Source organism: Jonquetella sp. BV3C21, from assembly GCF_000468895.1.
In the GTDB taxonomy this organism is placed as follows: Bacteria; Synergistota; Synergistia; order Synergistales; family Dethiosulfovibrionaceae; genus Jonquetella; species Jonquetella anthropi.
The window spans coordinates 1-22,367 of sequence record NZ_AWWC01000012.1; the positions used below are offsets into that span (position 1 = coordinate 1).

Sequence of the window (22,367 nt, forward strand, 5' to 3'; positions counted from 1 at the left end):
GGTTGTATTGGGCCCCAACGTTGCCGTTTTCGGCCGCTTTCGTGTACCACTGAACCGCTTTAGCCTTGTCGACCGGTACGCCCTCGCCTTCGTCGTACATCAGCGCAAGGTTGTATTGGGCCCCAACGTTGCCGTTTTCGGCCGCTTTCGTGTACCACTGAACCGCTTTAGCCTTGTCGACCGGCACGCCCTCGCCTTCGTCGTACATCAGCGCGAGGTTGAACTGAGCGTCAGTATTGCCGGCTAATGCCGCTTTGGTGTACCACTCGATCGCCTTCGCGTTGTCCTCCGGCACGCCGTCGCCTTCGTCGTACATCAACGCGAGGTTGAACTGAGCGTCAGTATTGCCGGCCAATGCCGCTTTGGTGTACCACTCGATCGCCTTCGCGTTGTCCTCCGGCACGCCGTCGCCTTCGTCGTACATCAACGCGAGGCCGTACTGAGCGTCAGATTGGCCGGCTTCGGCCGCTTTCGTGAACCATTCGATCGCTTTGGCTTTGTCTTCGGTCACGCCGTCTTCGCCGCTATAATACGCCAGCCCAAGCAAGAACTGACTTTCCGGGTCATTTTCTTTGCCCTTGAACCAGTCGGGGACATCCGCTGCCCACGCCACCCCGGAAACTGCCACCAACAAGGAACAAACGACTGCAGCTATTTTTTTCATCGTGAAATCTCCTTTTTGTAAAATGAGCCTCGATACGAAGGCCCTTGAACCCATTTGATGAGCGGGGAAAATCTCCCCAGCGTTTCGCTGTCCGCGCCTTCTCCCTCGCCCTGCTCCCCAATTATCTTGTTTGCGCTTGAGCGAGACGGTGGTCCTCCTGGGCTTGGGACGCCAGAACGCCAACTGTTTCGGCCTCCAATCTTTCTTCCGCCCGTTTTTTGAGATTGTCCGCTTTTTTATTCCCGGCCAAGAGAGCGCGGCAGGCCCAGTAGTACGTTCTCGTCATGTCCTGCGGAACTCCGTCGCCCGAATAATACATGACTGACAGGTGAATCTGCGCGTCCGAGTCGTTGCCTTCTGCCGATTTGACGCACAGTTCCGCCGCCTTTGTCCTGTCTTTGGGAACTCCGATGCCCAACTCGTACATTCTGGCTAACTGAAACTAGGCGCGGGGATATCCGGCGTCTGCTGCCTGTAAATACAGCTCTGCCGCTTTGGCCGTGTCTTTTTTGACCCCGTCGCCTTTAAAATATGCCTCGGCCAGCCGATACTGGCTCGCCGGATCGCTCCCCTTTCTGTCGGCCCCTTCAGGACCGGCATCTGCCCAAGCAGCCCAAGCAGACGCGACGAGCGCCGCACAGACTAATGCCGCCCTTTTCTTCACGATTTTTCCTCCCCTCAGACCCCAGACGGGCCTGCCTTTTCCGCGCCCTGATGCCCGCGTTGAGGCCGCCAGGGCAGCGGAATTTTCTCCGTTCAAAACGTGTCCTGAGGCTGGACTTTCCGAGTCGGTCTGCCCCACAAAAACAGCGCGGATATTTTCCCGGCCGTTTTCTTTTTCGCCCCGGTCGAGCGACAACGGGCGATGTCCCGATGATCCGCTGTTTTTTGTATCGTAACACCTTTATTTTTTCCTGTCATCTTCCTTTACGGGTGGTTTCCCCTACCCTTTGGACCGCGACAAAAAAAGGGGCGCTCTTTAAAGAGCGCCCCTTTTCATCATGAATTGTTTTAATACACCTGTCAGCAGCTGACTTGGTCATGAGTTTTTCCGCGGTCCGAACGGCCCGTTGTCCGGGTGACAGAAGCACGACGTGAGATGATCGCAGACCATGCCGGACGACTGCATGAACGCGTAGCAGATCGTCGGGCCGACGAAGACGAAGCCGGCCTCTTTCAACCGTCGGCTGAGAAACCGCGAGAGGTCCGTTTGAGCCGGCACCTGCTCCTGTCGGTCATACCGGTTGATCACAGGGGAGCCGCCGACGGTTTCCCACAGCCACGCGGCTGGGTCAACTCGGTCACGCAGGGCGAGCCAAGCGCGGGCGTTCGTTATCGCCGCCTCGATTTTTCGCCGGTTTCGTATGATCCGGGGGTCAGCGGCCAGTTCGTCGACCTTCCGTTCGTCGAACCGAGCGACGGCCTCCGGGTCAAAGCGACAAAACGCGGCTCGGTACCCTTCCCGGCGGCGAAGGATCGTCAGCCAGCTCAGTCCGGCCTGAGCGCCCTCAAGGACCAAAAGCTCAAACAGAGATCTCTCGTCCCAGCATGGCCGCCCCCATTCGAGGTCGTGATACGCCTGGTAAAGCCCGTCGTTTCCGGGCCAAGGGCAGCGCGTTACTCGGTCCAACGGATGAGGTTGTCCCGAAGGAGCTCGGCCACGCGGGCTGTCACCGGCCCGACAGCGCCGCTTCCCACCGGCAGCTCTCCCACGGCGACGACCGGCACGACACCTTTAATGCTGCCGGTGATGAACGCCTCGGACGCCTGAGTGATCTCGTCGAGCCGAGGGCAGCGGAGCTGAACCGGCAGCCGCGCTTCTCCCATGAGCTGGAGAAGAATTGCCCGGGTCGTTCCGGCCAGCACCCGCTCGGACGGGGCGGTGATGATGACGCCGTCTTTTACCAAAAAGAACGTACTGTGAGCCGCTTCGGTGATCTGTCCGTCCGGGCAGTAGACCACTTCAAACGCTTCCGGGTCGTGGCGGTTTTTCTCGTACGAAGAGGCGTAATCGATGCTCTTGGCCGTTGGGTTGGTTCGGCCGTGAAGGACCGGGTACAGCCTGACGCCTTTTTGGTAGACTTCCGCCGGCGGCAGGACGAGCGGCTCAAAGGTGCAGAAAAGGCGCGGCGACGGGAATCGGCACTCGTCCACAAAACTGTCTCCGCCGGTGACGAAAACTTTGGCGAGAACTTCGCCTTCCAGCCGGCCGATGCCCTCAAGCACCAGTTTCTTCAGCTCGCCGATATTCCACGGCATTTCAATGCCCAGTTGGGCCGCTGACGAAAAGAGCCTTTCCAAGTGCATGGTCAGCTGAACCGGCCTCCGGGAAGATGTGCGAACCAAGTCGAAGACGCCGACTCCCCGCTGAATGACGTGGTCGCTGACCGGAATGCTGACCGCCTCAGCGGGAAGGAACTTCCCCTCGTAGTAGCAGATTTTCACTCCATCATCGCCTCCAGATCCCACCCGGCGCGAAGCTGCTCCAGCGCGGCGCCGTGGGTGAACTTGAGCCCCAGCGGCGTCACGGCCGCGCAGCGGCGCCCGATCGCCCACAGCTCGCAGCCCAGCTGAGGCTCGTCGTGAGGACGTCCTTCCAGCCAGAAGCTGACGCCTGTTTCGTTTTCCTCGTGGCGGCGAATCATGCCGCCGTAGCGGTACACCCGCTGTCCCTGATGGCAGATTTTTATTCCCGCCAGCTCGTCTTTAGGACAGTCGGGCACGTTGACGTTCAAAAAGACGCCGCCCGGCAGAGGGCTTTTCCTGAGCTGACGAAACACAGCAACGGCGACGGCCCCTGCGGTTTCATAGTGAACCGCAGGCTGCCCGACCGGCGTGACGACCGACACGGCCACGGCCTGCCGGCCGGTCAGACAGGCTTCCATGGCCGCCGCGACCGTGCCGGAATAGGTCACGTCGTCTCCCAAGTTCGCCCCATCGTTAATGCCCGAAAAGACGGTCCCGTCCGAGAGACCCAGCCCGTCGAACGCCAAAATGACGCAGTCCGTCGGCGTCCCGTCGCACTGCCAAGAGCGCACGCCGTTCCACCGGTCGACCGGCTCCAGCCGAACCGGCCGTCCGAGCGTCATGCTGTGACCGCATAAGCTGCGCTGGCGGCTCGGCGCGACGACCGACGGCGTTTCACCTTCGGCCTGAAAGGCTCGGACCAGAACGTCAAGCCCGGGGGCGCTGATGCCGTCGTCGTTTGTCACCACCATGGCGAGATAACCAGACGGTACAAAAGCGTCAGAGGGTAGCCCAATATGTAGGCAGTCGCCCCGGTGTACACCAGCGCGATCAGCACGAAAAAGCCGTACCGCTCGTACTGCCATATCCAGCGCTGCCACGCCCGGGGAAAGAGCGGAAGAAAGACTTTGCTGCCATCCAGCGGCGGAATTGGCAAAAGGTTAAACAGCCCAAAGCCTAAGTTGATGATGACAAAATACTGGAGCACTTCCAGCAGGGGCACGCCGCCGAACGCCCCGGACAGCAGATAGACGGCGCTCCAGCGAAGGATTCGCCCCACGACGAGGGCTGTCAGGAAGTTGCCCGCCGGGCCGGCCAGAGACACGAGGACGATGTCCCGCCGCGGGTTTTTGTAGTACCGCGGGTCGATCGGAACCGGCTTGGCCCAGCCAAAGCGGAAGACCAGCAGGGCAAGAGTTCCCCACAGGTCAAAATGTTCCAGCGGGTTCAGGCTCAGCCGTCCCCGCATTTTGGCCGTCGGGTCCCCGAGCTTCCACGAGGCCCAGCCGTGGCAGACCTCGTGAAACGAGACGGCCCACAGCACCGCCGGCAGACTGAGCAGCAAATCGACTAACGTTCTCACTCACTCACGCTCCTGACCCGTTCGGGCCGATAACTCGAATACCAACGCCTTCCGGGCGCGGCAGCTCATACAGAAGTTTTTAGAGGACCACAGCCCTGCCAACTTCCCGCTCAGACGGCCGATATGCCGATCAAGCGAAAACGCCCGGCACTCGCCGCCGCTGCATGACCAGCGGGCAATCTGCCCGGCGGCTTCAAGCTCTTTGGCCTCGCACTCGCTCCCCTGCCAGCCGACGGCCATCAGTCCGTCGAGAAGCCTCAGCTCGTCCCACAGGCATTCCAGTTTGCCGTGCAGCTCTTCAAGGGAGCCGTCGTTGACGACGACCCAGTCGCTTTTACTTTTTCGATCGCCGTCGGGCGAAAAAAACGCTTCCCGGCGGCTAAGTTCCGCCTCGTCCAGCCCGCGGCCGGCGTTCCGCTCTCCCCGCCGCGTCAAAGGCGCGGCCACGTAGATGACGCCTTGGCACCACCACGGCAGGCCGCTCTCAAAAAGAAGCGGGATTTCGACGACCGCTATGCCGTTCGCCGGAAGGGAGCGTTCGATTTCGGCTCTCACCGGCGGGTGAATCAGGCCGCACAGTTTTGCCTGCTCGTCCGGGCTGGCGAAAGCTCGGCGGGCCAACGCGGCTCGGTCAAGCCGGCCGTTTGAAACCACGTTGCTCCCCCAAAGGCGGCGGGCCCGTTCGAGGATTTCTTCCCTCTCCCACACCCGATCGGCTATCCGATCGGCGCTCAGAGTCGCAGCGCCGCGGCCCCCAAACCACGCGAGCGCCGTCGACTTACCAGCGCCGACTTGGCCGGTTAAACCGATAGCCAACACTGGGCCTCACCTCCCCAAAGTCAAATTCGTCCCGAAGGTCGGGGGCAATTTCTGCTAAAAACCGCGACGGCCTTTGAGTCGTCGTCGAGCCAAAGAGGCGCCGCTCCCGAACCCGCGTCAGGATCAGCCGCTCCTGCGCCCGGGTCATGCCCACGTAGCACAGCCGACGCTCTTCCTCGATCTCTGCCGGGTCGTCGGACGACCGGCTGTGAGGGAAGATCCCCTCTTCCAAGCCGATCATGAACACCAGCGGAAACTCCAGTCCCTTGGCGCCGTGGAGCGTCGACAGGTTGATCCCCTGACCGCCCGAGTCCCGGTCCGCGTCGGTGTACAGCGCGGCTTGGGCCAAGAGTTCCGGCAGCGAGTCGCCGTCGCCGGCTAGAGACAGAATTTCCATCACGTTGTCGTACCGGTCTTCCCAGCCGGCCGGGTCGATTTTCTGCAGGACCGTCTCATAGCCAATCCGCATGAGGATCACGTCCAGCGCGCGTTTGAGATCGCCGCCGCACCCGAGAATCTCGCCCATCGCGCCGGCCAGCTGGCGGGCTCCGGCAGCGCCCTGCCCGGAAAGCTCCGCCCCGGTCTGTGCCACCGCCGCCCAAACGTCGGCCGGGTCAGCAGTCCGGTGAGACAGCAGGTACGCGTCCAGCTTGTCCAGTGACCGAGGGCCGAGCCCGCGCGTCGGAAGGTTGCCCACCCGATCGAGCGACGCCCGGTCGTACGGGTTGAGCGCCAGCCGAAGGTAGCTCAGCACGTCCCGAACCTCGCGCCGGTCAAAAAAGCCCTGACCGCGCACCACTTGGTAAGGCAGGTTGTGGCTGAGAAGCGACTCTTCAATCCGGCGGCTGAGGGCGTTCATTCGGTACAGGATCGCCACGTCGCTCGCCCGGTAGCCGGAGGACAGGAACCGTTCGATTTCCGTCGTGATCAGCTCGGCCTCGTCGTCGCTCGTCGGACAGTTCCAGACTTGAGGCTTGGCGCCCTGCTCCCGGTCGGTCCACAGGTTCTTCTCCCGCCGGTCAAAGTTGTGGGATATCAGCGAGTTGGCCGCCTCGAGAATGCCCCCAGTTGAGCGGTAATTCTGTTCCAACAGCATGACCGACGCGCCGGGAAAGTCGCGTTCAAAGTTCATAATCATGCTCATGTCGGCGCCGCGCCAGCCGTAAATCGACTGATCCGGGTCTCCGACGGCCGTCAGATTCGCGCCGCCTGACGCCAGCAGGCGCATGAGCCGGTATTGGGCCGCGTTCACGTCCTGATACTCGTCCACCAGTACCCAGTCGAGCGCCTTCTGCTCCCGCTCCTTCACCTCGAGGAACCTCGTCAGAAGCTCCAACGGAAGGGCGATCAGGTCGTCGAAGTCCCACGCGCCGCGGGACTTGAGCAACCCGTCGTACCGCTCGTACAGCGGGCCGACGATCGACTTCATCGGGGAATTGTCGAACGCCCCCAGCCCGGCGCCCGAGTTCTTCGCCTTAGAAATCGTCTCCAGCACCCACGCGGGCGTGTACTGCTCCGGGTCTAAGTTCAGCGCTTCCAAAACGGCCTTGGCCGCCGAAAGGGAGTCGGCCCGGTCGTAGACGACGCACTGGGGCGGATAGCCAAGCTGTTCGAGCTGAGCGCGGCTGCGGAAAAGCATCTGCAGTCCGAACGAGTGAAAGGTCCGAACTTGCAGACCGGCCAAATTTTCTCCCAGCGACGCGGTCAGGCGGTCCAGCATCTCCCGGGCCGCCTTGTTGGTAAACGTCACGGCCAAAATCCGCCAAGGCTTCACGCGCTGCGCGTCAATCAGCCACGCTATTTTTCGGGTCAGCACCCGCGTCTTGCCGCTTCCCGCGCCGGCCAGAATCAGCTGACGCTTGCCCAGGTAGACGACCGCTTCTTTTTGGGCGTCGTTCAGCCCCTTCAGCCACGCCGACTCGTCCATCAGCAACGCTCCTTTTGACTCGAAAAAAGGGAGGGCACAGGCCCTCCCTTTCATTGACTTGTTTGCTCAGGCCCGGATCTTCAGCAGGCCATAGCCGCCCGCCTCGCGGCGGTAAACCAGCGCCGGATGCCCGGAGTCTGTGTCCACAAAGATGAAGAACGAGTGACCCAGAAGCTCCATCTGCAGCGCCGCTTCCTTGGCCGTCATCGGGTGAGGCTCGACGACCTTCTCCCGTTCGATTCGGACGCCCGAGTAGCTGCTCTCCGGCTCGGCCTGCGCCGCAGTGTCCTCGTACCCAAACGACACGTCGTGAGCCTTCAGCTGAGCGCGGTCAATCAGGTACTCTTTGTGACGGCGGATACGGCGCTCCAGGACCTTGAGGGCCAGATCAAACGCCTTGCGCAGGTCCGGATCCCGCTGTTCGCCCCGGAGGACGACGCCATTCGCGTCGGCGGTAATCTCTACTGTCACAAAGTCTTTTTTATCAGTTTTCACCGCCACCTGCATGTCCAAGATCCGGGAGAAAAATTTCTCCATCCGCCCCAGCTTGCCTTCCATGTACTCTTTCATCTCGGCAGGAATCTTTGCATTGTGCGTGGTGAATCGAATATCCATCATTCCATCCTCCTTCCGCAGGTTCTGCTGCAGGTAAAGAACCAAGTTTCCTTTACCTTTAACTGTATTGTATCACATTGGCAAATTATCACGCCCGCGTCAAAACGACAGCGAAGCCGCGACGTTTTTCGCCTAGCTTTTTTAGCTGGGGTCTGTTTAAATAGATTTATCACAATGCCTTCAGGAGATGATTTCTTTGGAGCTTTCAAAGCGTGCGCGGAACCTTCAGCCTTCGGCGACGTTAGCCGTGTCGGCCAGAGCGGCCGAACTCAAGCGGCAGGGACGCCCGGTCATTTCGTTTGGCGCCGGCGAGCCGGACTTCGACTCCCCCGACGCGGTGAAAAAGGCCGGACACGACGCGATAGAGTCGGGCAAGACCCACTACACGCCCAACCCAGGAACGCCTGAGCTGCGAGAGGCCGTCTGCGTCGATTACTCCCGCCGGTTTGGCTTGGACTACGCGCCCTCAGAAGTGCTGGTCGGAAGCGGCGCAAAGCCGTTGATCTACTGCGCTCTGGCCGCGCTGCTTGACGACGGCGACGAGGTGATTCTCCCCGTCCCGGCTTGGGTGAGCTACGTGGAGCAGATCAAGCTCTGCGGCGGCAAGGCCGTCTTGGTGGAGACCGGCGACACGAACCACCTGCCGTTGGCCGATCGGCTCGAAGCGGCCGTCACGCCCCGAAGCAAGTGCATTCTCATCAACAGCCCGAATAACCCGACAGGCGCCGTGTACGACGAGGAGACACTGAAGGCCATCGCCAGCTTGGCGCTTCGCCACGACCTCGTCATCATCAACGACGAGATTTACGAGCAGCTCGTCTATGAAGGCGCGTACTCCCAGATCGTCAAGACCTGCCCGGAGGTCAAAGACCGGACGATCAACGTCAACGGCGTGAGCAAGGCTTTCGCCATGACGGGCTGGAGAATCGGCTTCGCCCTCGGCCCGGCGAAAATCATCAAGGCCATGGCAGGCATTCAGGGACACCTGAACTCCTGCGCCTGCTCGGTGTCTCAGGCGGCCGCCCTTGGCGGACTTCAAAACGCCCAGGCCGACGTGGCCGTCATGCGGCAGGCGTTCAGCGCCCGCCGACAGCTGGTGTTCGACCTGCTGGCCAAGATCCCCGGCGTCTCGTTCGTCCGGCCCAAGGGGGCTTTCTACGTCCTCGTGGACCTGAAAAACTTTCTCGGCAAGCGGCGCGGCGATGTGATACTGACCGACGACGCGGCGTTTTGCTCCGACCTTTTAGAATATGCCAACGTAGCTGCCACGCCGGGCAGCGCGTTCTTCGCGCCCGGCACAATGCGGCTGTCCTACGCCAACTCGGAGGAAGATATCCGCGAAGGGCTCAAGCGCTTGGCGTCCTACGTGGCGTCTCTCCAATAAAAGCTTTTCAACAACAAAGGAGCCGAAGGCCTGCGATGCAGTCCTTCGGCTCCTTTTATTTTTTTACCCCGTCAAGGCCGGTCCGGCCTGTTGGCCGTCTCGTCGAACCACCCGTTCAGGCGTCTCAGGTACTCAGCCTTCGTCAGCCGGGGCGTGAAGTCCTTGATGACCGCCTGTGCCTTGGCGCCGCCGTCGGACAACAGGTCGACCAGCGTCCCCAGAAGGGCGCGGGCAGGGTCAATCAGCGCCTTGTCCACGTTCTCCACCTTGTAGTCGGCGCCGTGAAACGAGCCGCTGCAGCCGCCGCTGTGCGGGTGAAGGGCCGGCATCAGGCAGCTGATGTCCCCCATGTCGGTCGAGCCGGCGCTCCAACCGGCGCGGGTAATGCCGCTCCCAGTGTAGCGGACGTTCGCCGAAAAAATTTCTTCCAGCTGTCGGTTCGGGTGCAACGGAAGGTATCCCGGCAGGGCCCGCACGACGCACCGAGCGCCCAACGCGTCGCCGCCGGCGAGAAAAGCGCTTCTGACGCTGGGGAACGCCCGGTCGATGGCGTCGAGCGTCGCCGCCCGGAGGTACCCTTCCAGCCTGACGTCGTCAGGAATGGCGTTCACCGCGTCGCCGCCTTTTGTGATGATGTAGTGAACCCGAAGGTGGTCTTCGTCCCGAAACGTCTCCCGCAGGGCGTTGACGCCGTTCATGCCCGACAGCGCCGCGTAAAGCGCGTTCACGCCCTTGTGAGGCTCGCCGGCCGCGTGGGCCTGCCGGCCCTGATAGGCGACCGAGTAGGCCCGAAAGCCGTTGCAGCCTTCCGGGAGCGTGAAGTCATCGCCGCACCCAGCGTGAACCATCATGGCAATCTGCACGTCGTCAAACGCGCCTAGCCTGACGAGTTCCTGCTTGCCGCCCAGGTAGCCGATCTCTCCGGCCTCACGCAGCCTGAGCCGTTCGCCGATCATGATGTACTCCTCGGCAGGGACGGCTATGAAGACGATGCGGCCGCACAAGCTCTGCGCCGCGCCGGAATCCTTCAAAGCCATCGCGCAGCCCAGCAGTCCGGCCATCTGAAAATCGTGGCCGCAGGTGTGAGACGCCCCGGTAGTCAAGTCGGCCTGCGGATAGTTCCGACAGGTCACCGCGTCCAGCTCGCCTAATATGGCGACCGTCGGCCCGGGGGCCCCGCACTCCAAAACAGCCCGAAGCCCTGTACGGCCCAAGCCGGTCTGCACTTGAAAGCCCAAACCGGACAGGACTTCAGCAGCCTTCGCGGACGTGCGGAACTCGAAGTACCCGTGCTCGGGGTGAAGGTGCAGGTCAGTCCAAAACGACAGCAGATCGTCCCGCCGCCGGTCCAGCGCTTCCATCAGACTCGTTTTCAGACCTTCAATGTCCACCGTCATGACGCTTCTCCTTCCCGGCTGGCTGGAACTTCGCCCAACGCTTGGCCGATAACAGCCGACAGCTCATCCCACGTCGGCACGCCACGAAAGATCACTTTGTTGTTCAGCACCCACGTCGTTTGGCCGGCACGGATTGAAAACCGAATCGTCTGCCACAGCCAAGCGAAGCACCGAGGATCGTAAAAATCAATTTCCAGCCTGTCGCCGTAAACTGAACTCAACCGTTTAACCAGTCGGCCGACCGCTACGCGGTCGTTCTCTCCTGGACGAGTCCGCCGATCGTCGTCCCGAAGAACGACGGTGCATCACCCGCAGCCGCCCGTCGCTCCTTCTCGGAATATCTTGAGCTTCATCGGCCTCTCCCCCTTTAAGTTTTATCTTAAAGCAGGAATCAGGACTTGACAACACGAGGCCAGACAAAAAAAGTCCGTCCCCGGGGGGGACGGACTCGAAAAACGAATTAACGCTTGCTGAACTGGTAGCGGGCGCGGGCGCCTCTCTGGCCGAACTTCTTGCGCTCGACCATACGGGGATCCCGGGTCAGCATGCCGGCCTTCTTGAGCTGGGCCCGAAGGTCCGGGTTCAGCTTGATGAGGGCGCGGGCAAGTCCCATGCGGATCGCTCCGCTCTGACCGGTCAGGCCGCCGCCGTGCGCGTTGACGAACACGTCGACTTTGTTCTCCAGACCGAGCAGAACGAGCGGCGACAGGGCCGCCGTCAGCCAGTTGTGCCGGGGGAAGTACTCGGCCGGCTCACGGTCGTTGACGAGGAATTTCCCCTCGCCGGAAACAAGGCGAACTCTGGCGACAGCGTTCTTCCGCCGCCCGGTGCCCCAGAAGTAGGACGTAGCCATTGAGTTTTTCCTCCTTTACAGCGTAATCTGCACGGGCTGCTGTGCCGCGTGGGGGTGATCGGCGCCGGCGTAAACCTTGAGCTTGCGCTCAAAGTGAAGGCGCGACTTGGGAAGCATGCCGCGGACGATGCGCTCCACCAGACGGGTGGAATCTTTCTGCATCATCTCAGCATACGTGGTCTCCTTGAATCCTCCGGGATGCCCGGAATGACGGTAAACTTTCGTCTCAGCCAGCTTCCGGCGGCCGGTGAATCCGACCTTGTCGGCGTTGATGACGATGACAAAGTCGCCGGTATCAACGTGCGGCGTGTAGCTGGGCTTGCTCTTGCCGGTAAGAATTAGCGAAATCCGCGAAGCCAAACGGCCCAACGGAATGTCCGTTGCGTCGATGACGTACCACTTGGGCACGTAGCTGGCCTTCGTCGCCATAAAAGTCCGGTTGGCGGTCATGGTTCAAAACACACTCCTTTGCGCTGTGGTGTCTCTTCAATCGTCGAGTCTCATTCTGGGGAAAGAGAACTCATCGTCTGACTGCGCCGCCGTCCGGAACGGGTCTGAGGTCGTAGGGAGAGCGTGTGACGGCTCACCATCAGATCCCAGACGAGCAGTGCTTCAAAACAGACGAATTATTGTACATCAACAAGCTTGGGGTTGTCCAGTCTCCCGGGCAATCTTCCCCGCTTGGCGATCGGTTTACCGTCCACTTCTTTCAAGTCCATAGTCATGTCGCAGGTCACGCCGTGGCAAATGTAGCTGCCCACGCCGAACATGTCGACGCCGGCGGCGGACAGAATACGGATCCGATCGGGATCAAGCCCGCCGGAAGCGACGATTTTTACGTTCGGGAATCCGGCCTTGTCGAGCCGCCACCGAACCTCCCGGACAAGCGCCGGCGTCACGCCGCCGCGCTCGCTGGGCGTGTCGAGACGAATGGACGTGAGCCGGTCGCCGAGGGCTTCGGCAACCCGAAGCGTCTCTTCGGCCTCGTCCTTAAACGTGTCGACCAGAACCGTCATCGGCTCATGAGGCTTCAGCAGCGACGCGTATGCCTTGGCGACCCGAACCGTGTCGCCGTTCACCAGCACAACCGCGTGGGGAATCGTGCCGGACGGCTCGCCACCGGCAAGCTTAGCGCCCAGAATACAACTGGCGGCGCTGCAGCCGCCGACTGACACGGCGATGCTCTCCATGACCGGCGCGACAGACGGGTGAACGTGCCGGGCGCCGAAGCACAAGCACGGCTTGCCGCCGGCGGCTTCGACACACTCCCGAGCTGCGGTCGCCCAGCCTGATGAGCTGGCCAAAATGCCGAGGAGAATCGACTCGTAGGCGCCAAACTCGCCGTACGCCCCCTCGATTCTCATCAGGGTGTCCTTGCTCTCGAAGGTATCCCCGTCCCGAAGCGACTGCACCTTGACGTTCAGCGGCTTCAAAATCCGCAGGGCCTCTCCCAGTCCGGCAAAAACGCCGTGCCGTCTGGCAAAGATCTCCGCCGTCACCGGGACGTCGAGCTGACCGGTAACCCGAAGGACGTCCCGGGACCGAACAAAGTACACGTCAGCCACAGCGCCGGAGATAATTTCCTCGTGAGTGGCGCTTAAAAACAGCCTGTCTTTGTCCGGCGTAAAGGCCTTCACATCGGCCATCGTGTCGAAGGCCAGAGGCGTCGTCATGACTTCATCATCACCAGCGCGACTGAAGTGATGAGGAACAGGGCGCAGCAGGCCACCGAAATCTTCGACAGGGTGGTAAACCGGTGCCACTGGCGGGTGGACACTGCGTCAGCCTGAGTAGCGCCGCCAAAGATACCGCCAAAGCGGCCCTGCTTCCGGGGCTGCATGATCACGCTGGCAGACAGGACAACGCACAGCAACAGTTGAAAAATGTTCAGCGCGGTTCTCATATCGATGAGACACCTCCGTTTAATATCTCGGGCCTTCCGGCCGATCAGGACTTGATTGTATCACACTTGCCGCCCAGAGCTAAAAAAAGCTGGCGGGTTGCTTTTCCCCGGTGGGACACCGCGTCTTTCTCCTCCATGGTCATCTGAGCAAACGTCTTCGTCTCTCCCAGCGGGAGGAAAAGCGAGTCGTAGCCGAATCCTCGTTCGCCAAGCTCCTGCTCGGTCACAGAGCCGTCGCAGTACTGCAGAGTCGACCACTCCGAGCCGTCGGGCCAGCACAGGACCAAAGCTGCGGCAAAACGGGCGGACCGATCTGCAACGCCGGCCAGCTCGCCCAACAGCTTCGCCCGGCATTCCGCGTCCGTGGGCGCGTAGCGGGCCGAACGGACGCCCGGACGCCCGCCCAGAGCCGCCACTTCGATGCCGCTGTCGTCCGCCAGAGCAGGGAGGTTCGTCCGCTCGCACCAAGCCTGGGCTTTCAGGCGGGCGTTCTCCAAAAACGTCTCGCCGGTTTCTTCTACCTCAAGGTTCGGGCAAAGGTCTTTCCCCATCAGGAGCGTTATCCCCAAAGGCGCGAGAAGTTTTTGGAACTCGACGAACTTGTTTCGATTGCCAGTGGCAATAACCAGCTGACGAAGCGTCTTCACATCGATCACTCGAATGTCCCCCAATCCTTCACGCCCATAGTTTTGCGCTGCAGTTCCGTGATTTGGGCCAAGGCGTTTTCCCCGCAGTCGAGCAGCTCATTCAGTTCGCTTCGGCTGAACGTTCCGCCCTCGCCTGTCCCCTGAAGCTCAATAAAAACGCCGTTCCCGTTGCCAACAACGTTGAAGTCCACCTCTGCCCGACTGTCCTCCGAGTAGTCCAAATCGGTCAGGATCTGGCCGTCGACCTTGCCGATGCTGACGGCAGCAACCGGCATTCGGAAAGGACTCGCGGCAATTCGCCCTCCGGCGATGAGGCTTCGGACCGCTCCGGCCAAGGCGAGAAAAGCCCCGGTGATCGACGCCGTTCTCGTGCCGCCGTCCGCCTGAAGAACGTCGCAGTCCAAGGTGACTGTCAGCTCTCCCAGCTGGGCCAGGTCGACCGACGCACGAAGGGACCGACCGATGAGCCGGCTGATTTCCATGCTCCTGCCCGACTGGCGCCCCTTGACGCTCTCCCGAACCGTCCGAGAACTGGTCGCCCGCGGAAGCATCGCGTACTCGGCTGTCACCCAGCCCTGCCCGCTTCCCCGCAGAAACGGCGGAACTTTGTTGTCCACCGACGCGGTGCAGAGCACTTTTGTCTCGCCCCATTCGACCAGGCATGAGCCTTCTGCCCAGCGATTGACGTCCAGCGTCAGGGAGATTTTTCGCAGGTCGCAGGCGCCCCGGCCGTTGTTCCTCAAGAGTCCAGCCCCCACGCCGATGACAGGTCCAAACCGTTGATCGGCTGGCTCCAGTTGCCCTCGATCATGAACTTGACCTGTTTGAGGGACGGGAAGTTCTCAATGGCCGTCCGCACAATTCCCTTCACCAGAATCGAGGCGTTCTCAGGCTTCAGCTCCGCCAGTCCGGCGGCAAAAGCCTGCGGCAAATCCACGTACAGAGCCGTCCCGTTCCGGAACAGGTGACGAACGGTCACGCCCTTGAGCCACTGTTCAGAGCTGGAGGCGAAAACTGTGTTCAGCGTCCGCTCCACATCGGTTTCCAACCGGTCAGAGATGATCTTCAGATTCCCTGTCGCCAACCCCTGCGCGCTCAGCGTGTAGATTTTAACGTCCGGCGACTTGCCCACCGCGACGCTCTGCGGCCCCGACTCGGCAAGAATCTTTTTGGCCTCCTCGACGGTTGAAACGACGCCGTCAGGCGGCAGAGCCCCTCTCTGGTCCATCGCCTTAAACAACGCCTCGCTGCCGTAATACCCTACAGCCAAAAAAATCAGAATCAGAGCTGACCAAGCCAGCCAGCGAATCAGCCATGGGGTACGGCGTTCCTCCCGCATGGTGCGGCGCCGGTATTCTCGTTCTGTCATTTGCCTTCAACTCCTTGACGTCTGCTTACTGATCAGGATGATCTTTAAAGTACTGCTGAAGCCCTTTCGCCACGCTGACGGCGATTTTCTGCTGGTACGCTGCCGAGGCAAGCCGTTTCACCTCTGCCGGGTTCGTGATGAAGCCTGTTTCAATGAGAACGGCCGGCATCGCCGCTCCGCGAAGGACCGCAAACGGCGCCTGAGCGACCCGCCGCATGATAATACCATTTTGTCCCCCGCTGGCGTACAGCGCTTCAGCCAGATTCGTGCTCTCCGATATTTTCGCGTTCTGCTGCATGTTTCCGAGAATCGTCATCAGCATGTCGGTTCGGGAATCCGCTGACGCTTTGCCGTTGTCCATTATATCGGCATTTTCAATTCTCGCGAGTTTCATGGCATCTTTATCGGTCGGCAGGGCCATGATGTAAATCTCCTGCCCCTGCGTCGAGTTCGTCTTGCTGGCTACCGAGTTCAGGTGAATGCTCACAAACGCCGAGGCGTTCAGCGAGTTGGCCAGAGCGGGACGCTCCGAAAGGGTCGGATACGTGTCGCCTGTGCGGGTCATTTGGACGTCGATGCCCAGCTTGTTCAGTTCGGTTTTAAGACGGGTCGCTATCTGCAGGGCGATAATCTTTTCCTTGTAGGCCCCGCGCATGGCGCCCGGGTCCTTGCCGCCGTGCCCAGGGTCGACGACCACCAGCGGCCTTGCCCGTTTGGGCTTGGGCAGATGGGACGGCCTCGGCCGTTGAATCTGCTGGGGAATCACGGGAGTTTTTCTGCCCGCCGAGCGGTTGATCGAAGCGCTCACCGACTCCACTGAATCAGAATCCTGCGCTTCTGCCTCCTTCGCCGGCCCCCCTTCGGAGACGGCCCCGCCGGTCGAAACGCCCGCAGTGGCGCCGCTTCCCGCGACCGATGGAACAGCGGCCTTTTTCCCCTTTCCGCTATTCGGAGACGTTTCGGCGGTCGACTGGGTTTTATTCGACGGTTGAGCCGAACCAATGTCCAGCACGAGACGCTTGGGGTTATCAAGCCAAAAATACCGGCCAGTTCTCCCGGCGAACCGAACTTCAAGGCTCGCCTCCTTCCCGCAGATCAGAAGAACCGTCACCCCCGGCTCGGCCAACTTGGCGGCCCGAACCGCCCGGTCCGTCGCTTGGGCGAAGGTGGCGGTCATCTGTCCGTCTGAGAGTTGGACGTCCGGCGAACTGGATCCTTCGACGTCCACAACCATTCTAATGCCCGTACCAGCCCGCCCCCATCGAATGTTGGATACCTTCGAAGAGGTCTGTTTTGACGGCCCAGCCGGCGCAGGAGCTGGCGCTGCCCCACGGACCGCGTCTTTCCGGCCGTCGGTCGGCCCTGTCGGAGTATGGGGTGTTTGATCTGCTGCCGGAGGCGGCACACTTTGGTCGGGAACGTTTTTCGTCTTTCCCCATGACAGAGCGAACGGAAGCTTATTCTTTCGGAGAAGATTTTTCAGAACTCTCAGCCCGCTGTCGGCGTCCACCCAGCAGTGTTCTTCGTCAATCACGGAGGTTCGCGGCATGGCAACGATATCGAAGTCAGTCCACGCCATGGCGGCGCCATTCACGACTCTCAGCTGATGATCACCTAAAACGGCGGAAAACTCGCCGTTTTGGATCGTTCCGTGGGCGCTAAGCAGCCCCGCCGCGACGTCAAGCGCCATCATCAGAGAAGGGCCGTCATCTCTCACTGGAACGGTACCGCAGGTTTGACCGTCCTGAATCAACTCTCTGACCGCCGCATGAACCGGCAGAGTTCCCCAAACGAGCAGGACGGTCAACAGAGCCAACCAGGCGAAAAAACCCCGGCGCCGAAGTGCGCCTAAGTTACCGAAGCGCCGCATATTCCCGTGCAACCACGTCGGCCGCCCGTTCCACGTCAGAGTCGTTAATTCCCATGTGAGTCACCAGACGAATACGCTTCGGACCGGCCGTTGTTCCGAGAACTCCAGCGGCCTGCAGTCGAGCCAAGAACTGGTCTCCTGTGACCGAGTTCTCCGGCAGGGGGAAATAGATCATATTGGTGCTGCACTCCCTCTCTTCCACCGGAAGGCCGGCGCCGCGAAGCATCTTGCCGAGAAACGCGGCCATGCGGTGGTCTTCCGCTAGGCGGTCGATGTTGTGCCGAAGGGCGTATAGCCCGGCAGCGGCCATGAAGCCGACCTCTCTCATCTCGCCTCCGACCCGTTTTCGGTTGAACTGGGCGTGGGCGATGAAATCGGCCGAGCCGCAGAGCATGGACCCCATCGGCGCGCCCAACCCTTTGGACAGACAGAATTGAACGGAATCCGCCTGATCCGTGTAGGCCTTCACGTCGATTTTCCAGTAGACCGACGCGTTAAAAAGCCTCGCTCCGTCCAAGTGAACTGCCAAATTCTTCCGCCGTCCGGCCTGGGCCGCTTCCGCCATCCGCTCCGGAGATATGGCCACGCCGCCGCAGTCGTTATGAGTGTTTTCCAAGCACAGAAGCGTCGCTTGGGCAAAGTGGACGTTTACTTCTGGGACGGCCCCTTCAATCTCGTCTGGCGACGGACAGCCCGACGAGTCGTCCAGCAGTCGGGGCAGGAGCCCCGAAACGGCGCTCAGCCCGCCGGCCTCGTAGGCGTAAATGTGGGCGTTGCGGCCCACAAGCGCCGATTCGCCTCGGCGGGTGTGAGTCATCGTCGCGACGAGGTTCCCCATGATGCCCGAAGGCATGAACAGGGCTTTCTCCTTGCCGACAAGAAACGCGGCGTATTCCTGAAGTTCGTTCACCGACGGATCGTCGTCGTACCCGGCGTCCCCCACCCGAGCCTCAAAAATCGCCCGGCGCATCGGCTCATCAGGACAGGTGACCGTATCGCTACGCAGGTCAATTACTCGATCGCTCATAGTTTCCCCCTCACTTTCTCGAAAAGACGACTCCCAGCTCTGACCAGTCGATGATTCCCGGCGGGACGTCGACCCCCAGCCTGTACCCCGGACGGTTGGCCCCGTGGAAATCGGACCCGGCTGTCGTTTTAAGGCCCAGTTCTTCCGCCAAACCGATCAGCTGCTCTGCCGCCTGTCGGTCATGATGTCCGGAAAAACATTCCATCCCCCACAGTCCTAGGTTCTTGAGGTCTTCGACGATCGGCCGAAGTTCCTCAAACGGCGCCGTCTGAAGCGGGTGAGCCAGCACGGTTTTGCCGCCCGACCGATCGATCAGACGAATGCAGTCTGCCGGCGGGAACCCGCGCTTGACTACGAACGCCGGCGCGCCGCGGCCCAAATATCGAGCAAACGCCTCTTTCAGGTCGCGAACAAATCCCCGGCGAACCAGCGCCTTCGCGAAATGAGGCCGGCCGATGACCCCCGGGCCGGCTTCTTTTTTCACTTCGTCCATTGTGACATTCAGTCCAAGATCGTTCAGCTTGCTCAGCATTCTCTCGTTGCGCTCGTCGCGGCAGCGCCGAAGCTCAGCCAGCTCTTCGTTCAGCAGTGGATTGTCCACGTCAAAGCCATAGCCCAAAATATGGAGCGTGCCGGGCCACGCGGCGGACATTTCAATGCCGGACAGGCATGCCATGCCCAAACGAGCGGCTTCTTTCATGAACGAGCGGACGCCTTCTGCGGTGTCATGGTCCGTCAGAGCCATGACACGAATCCCCGACGCGCAGCCAAGTCGCGCCAGTCGAATCGGCGACTCAGTCCCGTCAGAACAGTTGCTGTGACAGTGAAGATCAATTCTCATCGCTCAGGCCCCCATCCTTCAAAAGCCAACCGGCTGCCTGAAAGAGTCAGGATCTCTACGCCCTCGTCGCTTACGACCGCCACGCTGGCCGGATCCCGCCCTTTTGGCAGAGCCGCTGAACCGGGATTAAGGAAGATCGTCCCGCGCTCGCGAATAATGGACGCCACGTGAGTATGTCCGGTAATCGCCAAGTTGGCTCGAAGGGCAAGCGACCTCGCGCGGAAATCGGTGAAGTCGTCGCCGTGCGCCGCTGTGATGACTCGGCCATGCCACCTCATCTGCAAAAACGGCTGAACCGGCCAGCCGATCAGGCGCGACAAAACCGAGCTGTCCGTGTTGCCCCGAACAACTCGAAGGAGTATAGGCGAGCTCCGCAGAGCGGCCGCCAAAGGGTCGTCCGCCGACGAGAGGACGTCGCCGGCGTGAATGAGCTGCTCAACTGCCCCGAAGACGTCCAGCGCCCTGCGCCACGCGCTAAGGTCCCCATGAGTATCAGAGATGACTCCCAAGCACATGAACATCACTTCCTTATGAGGCTGGCGTCGCTTGTATCGCTTTGTAAACTATAACACAGAAAGCTCCCTTCGCCTGACGGCAAAGAGGACGGTTTTTCGGCAAAAGCCCCGGCCGAAGCGTCATTCAGGGGACAAGCGCAGCATATAAAAGAAGGGGAAAGGCTCAGCCTCTCCCCTCGTTTCTCTTCGTCCTTACTGATCCAGCTTAAACGCGCCGCCCAGCGCGTCGCCGAAGGTGAATCCGCCTTCGTCGCTGGCATAGCCAGCCGCGGCGTGGTTCTGCTCCTCGCGGCGCTTATGCTGCTGCGGCCTGTTTTCCTTTCTCTCGGCCGAGCCGCGCGGCTCGCCGGCCTCGGGCTTTCCGGCCTCAGGGGCCTCAAGGGCACGCAGGCTCAAGCGAATGCGGCGCTCCGTCGGGTTGACTTCCAGAATGCGGGCCGTGACTTCCTGCCCCTCAGTCAGGACGTCCTTGGGCTTGTCAACTCTCTTGGAGCTCAGCTGGGAGATGTGAATGAGTCCTTCGACTCCCTCTTCCAGCTCGACAAACGCGCCGAAATCGGCCAGACGGACAACTTTCACCTGAACGTCCTGCCCTTTGGCATAGCGGTTCTCGATGCCGTTCCACGGATCGTTGAGCTGCTTGTAGCCCAAGCTCATCCGACGGCGGTCGGCTTCGACGTCCAACACGACAACTTCGATCTCCTGTCCCTTGCGGATCACGTCGCGCGGGTGCTTGATGCGAGCCCAGCTCAGGTCGCCGATGTGGACGAGCCCTTCGATGCCGGGCTCCACTTCGACAAAAGCGCCGAAGTCGGTCACGTTGGTAACCACGCCGGTGGTCGTCTGCCCCTTCGTCCAGCGCTCCGTCACCGTATCCCACGGGTCGCCCTGAACTTGGCGCATGCTCAGGGAGATCTTGTTGTTCTCCCGGTCAATGCCGATGACCTTGACCTTGACCTCGTCGCCCTTCTTCAGGAGGTCTTTAATCTTGGCGCTTCTCTGCCAAGAGATCTCGCTCAGGTGGACAAGGCCGTCGATCGGCCCCACGTTGACGAACGCGCCGAACGAGGTGAGGCTGCTGACCGTGCCGTCAACGACGTCGCCAACTTTGACGTTCTGATAGAACTCTTCGCGGCGCGCGTTCAGGTCCTTGTCGAGCAGGACGCGGCGGGACAGCACAAGGCGGCGTTTCCGCTTGTCCTTCTCCAGCAGGCAGACTTCGAACTCCTCTTCCTCAAAGCGGCCCGGGTTCACGCCCCGGCCTTCGGCGGCCAAGTGGGAAATCGGGATAAACCCTTCAAGGGAGCAGCAGTCAACGATCAGACCGCCCTTGACCTTGCGCAGGCCCTTGACCTTGAGCGGCTCGCCGGACTCGAGCTTCTTCTCCAGCTCGTTCCAGCGGCGGTCAAACTCACAGCGCCAGCGACTCACGATCAGCTGAGCTTCTTCGCCGTCGCGCTTGCTGGTCACCTGAACTTGGATCGTATCGCCGACTTTGGGTTCGGGTACGTCATTGACCAGCACGTGATGAGTCCATTCGCGCTGAGGTAAAAATCCTTCGCACTTGTATCCGACGTCCACAAGCCAGCCGTCGCCAGCCGGCGCCTGTCCGACGATGACGCCCTCAATAACCTTGCCCCGGGCAATCTCTTCGGCAACCGCGTCGTACTCAGCAAGCAGCGCGCCCATGTCCATCGATTCATCGCCGGACTCGGCTCCTGCGTCATGAGCCGGCGCCTCTGCGGGCGCATCAGCCCCGCACCCTGCAGACGAGCAGCAGCACGGGCAGGCGTGAACTTCTCCGGCAGTCTCATTCAGTTCTTGATTCTTCAGCTTTTCACTCACTTCTAACATCCCCCTTGACGTCCACGGCTTGGCGGGCCGCTTGTATGAATTCCTCGATCAGCCAGTCGGGTGTGCTCGCACCGGCTGCTATGCCCACATGGGTCTTTCCGGTAAACCATTTGCCGTCCAGCTCGCCCGCTTCTTCAATCCACAGGACGTCGGCGCCGCAGCTTTTGGCAATGTGAAACAGTTTGGCCGTGTTGGCGCTGTCCCGGCCGCCGATGACGACGATGCCGTCGGTCCGCTTGACCAGTTCGGCGACGGCGCGCTGCCGCTCGAAGGTGGCCCGGCAAATGGTGTTGTGCGCCTTGACGTCCGGGGATATCCGAACGGCTGCTGACACAATGGAAGCGAACAGATCTTCCGGAAGCGTCGTTTGTGACACGAAACCAATTCGCTCTATTTTAGCAAGGTCCTGCAGGTCTGTCGAGTTAGATACGACTTTCGCCCCGTTTTGAAGCCCCCCGACGATGGAGATCACTTCCGGATGACTGGCGTCGCCTGCGACGACGACCGAATAGCCTTCGTCCTCCAGCGCCTTGGCCCGAGCCTGAGCGACCCGAACGAACGGACAGGTCCCGTCGATGATTCGAACGTTTCTCTGCTTCAGGGCATTTCTCAGATCAGGCGCTATGCCATGAGCCCGAATAAACACCGTCGAGCCGGACGGAACGTCTTGCGGCGACGCCACGACGCGCAGGCCTTTCTGCGCCAGTCGGGCGATCTCCTGCGGATTGTGAATCGGGCTGCCGACGCAGTACAGCTCGCCGTCAGAGGACAGGGCCTTTTCCATCTGAGCGATGGCCCGTTTGACGCCGAAGCAAAGTCCCGTCGGCTCGGCTTTGGAAAAACGAACCGTCAT

26 protein-coding genes and 1 pseudogene are annotated in these 22,367 nt (G+C 61.1%); 1 reads left to right on the plus strand and 26 read right to left on the minus strand.

The window, feature by feature from the left end; translation table 11 throughout:
• The 11 genes and pseudogenes from HMPREF1249_RS03270 to hpf form a co-directional block, all read right to left on the minus strand.
• Positions 1 to 664, minus strand: a 664-nt coding sequence (locus tag HMPREF1249_RS03270; RefSeq protein ID WP_021775838.1) for a tetratricopeptide repeat protein, incomplete at its 3' end; no start/stop codon positions are given.
• Positions 665 to 785: 121 nt separating this feature from the next.
• A complete protein-coding gene (locus HMPREF1249_RS03275) occupies positions 786 to 1,040 on the minus strand; it encodes a sel1 repeat family protein (RefSeq protein ID WP_324602921.1) in 255 nt (84 codons plus the stop codon).
• Positions 1,023 to 1,094, minus strand: a pseudogene (locus tag HMPREF1249_RS08195) (tetratricopeptide repeat protein); the annotation flags it as partial. The gene HMPREF1249_RS03275 and the pseudogene HMPREF1249_RS08195, both read right to left, overlap by 18 nt.
• Before the next feature lie 12 nt (positions 1,095 to 1,106).
• Positions 1,107 to 1,328, minus strand: a complete 222-nt coding sequence (locus HMPREF1249_RS08075; protein ID WP_021775825.1) for an SEL1-like repeat protein — start codon at positions 1,326 to 1,328, stop codon at positions 1,107 to 1,109.
• A gap of 375 nt (positions 1,329 to 1,703) precedes the next feature.
• The gene (locus tag HMPREF1249_RS03285) at positions 1,704 to 2,294 is read right to left on the minus strand and encodes a DNA-3-methyladenine glycosylase I (protein ID WP_008519430.1); all 591 of its coding nucleotides are present in this window, start codon (positions 2,292 to 2,294) and stop codon (positions 1,704 to 1,706) included.
• Positions 2,282 to 3,109, minus strand: coding sequence for an aminotransferase class IV (locus HMPREF1249_RS03290; protein ID WP_021775831.1), 828 nt, complete (start codon positions 3,107 to 3,109; stop codon positions 2,282 to 2,284). Before HMPREF1249_RS03290 ends, HMPREF1249_RS03285 begins: the two co-directional genes overlap by 13 nt.
• Positions 3,106 to 3,882, minus strand: coding sequence for a 5'/3'-nucleotidase SurE (gene surE / locus HMPREF1249_RS03295; protein WP_008523311.1), 777 nt, complete (start codon positions 3,880 to 3,882; stop codon positions 3,106 to 3,108). The genes HMPREF1249_RS03290 and surE overlap by 4 nt, the downstream gene beginning before the upstream one ends.
• On the minus strand, positions 3,873 to 4,493 hold the full coding sequence (locus HMPREF1249_RS03300; RefSeq protein ID WP_008523312.1) for a site-2 protease family protein: 621 nt from the start codon (positions 4,491 to 4,493) through the stop codon (positions 3,873 to 3,875). The genes surE and HMPREF1249_RS03300 overlap by 10 nt, the downstream gene beginning before the upstream one ends.
• A complete protein-coding gene (gene coaE, locus HMPREF1249_RS03305) occupies positions 4,494 to 5,312 on the minus strand; it encodes a dephospho-CoA kinase (protein ID WP_008523313.1) in 819 nt (272 codons plus the stop codon).
• Entirely contained in the window at positions 5,272 to 7,239 is a 1,968-nt protein-coding gene (locus HMPREF1249_RS03310) for an ATP-dependent helicase (RefSeq protein ID WP_021775839.1), read from the minus strand. Before HMPREF1249_RS03310 ends, coaE begins: the two co-directional genes overlap by 41 nt.
• A gap of 66 nt (positions 7,240 to 7,305) precedes the next feature.
• Complete coding sequence (gene hpf, locus HMPREF1249_RS03315) at positions 7,306 to 7,857, minus strand: ribosome hibernation-promoting factor, HPF/YfiA family (RefSeq protein ID WP_021775836.1); 552 nt, start codon at positions 7,855 to 7,857, stop codon at positions 7,306 to 7,308.
• A gap of 184 nt (positions 7,858 to 8,041) precedes the next feature.
• On the opposite strand from hpf, the gene HMPREF1249_RS03320 reads away from it, so the two are divergent.
• Positions 8,042 to 9,238, plus strand: a complete 1,197-nt coding sequence (locus HMPREF1249_RS03320) for a pyridoxal phosphate-dependent aminotransferase (protein WP_081686653.1) — start codon at positions 8,042 to 8,044, stop codon at positions 9,236 to 9,238.
• A gap of 71 nt (positions 9,239 to 9,309) precedes the next feature.
• On the opposite strand, the gene HMPREF1249_RS03325 is transcribed toward HMPREF1249_RS03320, so the two are convergent.
• The 15 genes from HMPREF1249_RS03325 to ispH all read right to left on the minus strand — a co-directional run bounded on the left by HMPREF1249_RS03325 (position 9,310) and on the right by ispH (position 22,367).
• The gene (locus tag HMPREF1249_RS03325; protein WP_008523316.1) at positions 9,310 to 10,635 is read right to left on the minus strand and encodes an amidohydrolase; all 1,326 of its coding nucleotides are present in this window, start codon (positions 10,633 to 10,635) and stop codon (positions 9,310 to 9,312) included.
• Entirely contained in the window at positions 10,632 to 10,856 is a 225-nt protein-coding gene (locus HMPREF1249_RS03330) for a hypothetical protein (protein ID WP_008519448.1), read from the minus strand. The genes HMPREF1249_RS03325 and HMPREF1249_RS03330 overlap by 4 nt, the downstream gene beginning before the upstream one ends.
• 239 nt (positions 10,857 to 11,095) lie before the next feature.
• A complete protein-coding gene (gene rpsI / locus HMPREF1249_RS03335; RefSeq protein WP_008519450.1) occupies positions 11,096 to 11,488 on the minus strand; it encodes a 30S ribosomal protein S9 in 393 nt (130 codons plus the stop codon).
• 15 nt (positions 11,489 to 11,503) lie between these two features.
• Positions 11,504 to 11,938: a 50S ribosomal protein L13 gene (gene rplM / locus HMPREF1249_RS03340; protein ID WP_008519453.1), complete on the minus strand. Its 435-nt coding sequence runs from the start codon at positions 11,936 to 11,938 to the stop codon at positions 11,504 to 11,506.
• A gap of 176 nt (positions 11,939 to 12,114) precedes the next feature.
• Positions 12,115 to 13,161, minus strand: a complete 1,047-nt coding sequence (locus HMPREF1249_RS03345) for a nicotinate phosphoribosyltransferase (protein ID WP_008523317.1) — start codon at positions 13,159 to 13,161, stop codon at positions 12,115 to 12,117.
• Positions 13,158 to 13,391, minus strand: coding sequence for a preprotein translocase subunit SecG (gene secG / locus HMPREF1249_RS03350; RefSeq protein WP_008519457.1), 234 nt, complete (start codon positions 13,389 to 13,391; stop codon positions 13,158 to 13,160). Before secG ends, HMPREF1249_RS03345 begins: the two co-directional genes overlap by 4 nt.
• A 44-nt stretch (positions 13,392 to 13,435) precedes the next feature.
• Positions 13,436 to 14,047, minus strand: coding sequence for an RdgB/HAM1 family non-canonical purine NTP pyrophosphatase (gene rdgB, locus HMPREF1249_RS03355; RefSeq protein WP_008519459.1), 612 nt, complete (start codon positions 14,045 to 14,047; stop codon positions 13,436 to 13,438).
• A complete protein-coding gene (gene rph, locus HMPREF1249_RS03360) occupies positions 14,044 to 14,781 on the minus strand; it encodes a ribonuclease PH (RefSeq protein WP_008523318.1) in 738 nt (245 codons plus the stop codon). The genes rdgB and rph overlap by 4 nt, the downstream gene beginning before the upstream one ends.
• A complete protein-coding gene (locus tag HMPREF1249_RS03365; RefSeq protein WP_021775829.1) occupies positions 14,778 to 15,407 on the minus strand; it encodes a GerMN domain-containing protein in 630 nt (209 codons plus the stop codon). The genes rph and HMPREF1249_RS03365 overlap by 4 nt, the downstream gene beginning before the upstream one ends.
• Before the next feature lie 25 nt (positions 15,408 to 15,432).
• The gene (locus tag HMPREF1249_RS03370) at positions 15,433 to 17,223 is read right to left on the minus strand and encodes an N-acetylmuramoyl-L-alanine amidase (protein WP_021775830.1); all 1,791 of its coding nucleotides are present in this window, start codon (positions 17,221 to 17,223) and stop codon (positions 15,433 to 15,435) included.
• 37 nt (positions 17,224 to 17,260) lie between these two features.
• Positions 17,261 to 18,304, minus strand: coding sequence for a GntG family PLP-dependent aldolase (locus HMPREF1249_RS03375; RefSeq protein WP_008519468.1), 1,044 nt, complete (start codon positions 18,302 to 18,304; stop codon positions 17,261 to 17,263).
• A 10-nt stretch (positions 18,305 to 18,314) separates the two neighbouring features.
• On the minus strand, positions 18,315 to 19,145 hold the full coding sequence (locus HMPREF1249_RS03380; protein ID WP_021775827.1) for a PHP domain-containing protein: 831 nt from the start codon (positions 19,143 to 19,145) through the stop codon (positions 18,315 to 18,317).
• Positions 19,142 to 19,660, minus strand: coding sequence for a YfcE family phosphodiesterase (locus HMPREF1249_RS03385; protein ID WP_008523325.1), 519 nt, complete (start codon positions 19,658 to 19,660; stop codon positions 19,142 to 19,144). Before HMPREF1249_RS03385 ends, HMPREF1249_RS03380 begins: the two co-directional genes overlap by 4 nt.
• Before the next feature lie 192 nt (positions 19,661 to 19,852).
• Positions 19,853 to 21,355, minus strand: a complete 1,503-nt coding sequence (locus HMPREF1249_RS03390; RefSeq protein WP_008519474.1) for a S1 RNA-binding domain-containing protein — start codon at positions 21,353 to 21,355, stop codon at positions 19,853 to 19,855.
• A 142-nt stretch (positions 21,356 to 21,497) separates the two neighbouring features.
• Complete coding sequence (ispH, locus tag HMPREF1249_RS03395) at positions 21,498 to 22,367, minus strand: 4-hydroxy-3-methylbut-2-enyl diphosphate reductase (RefSeq protein ID WP_008519477.1); 870 nt, start codon at positions 22,365 to 22,367, stop codon at positions 21,498 to 21,500.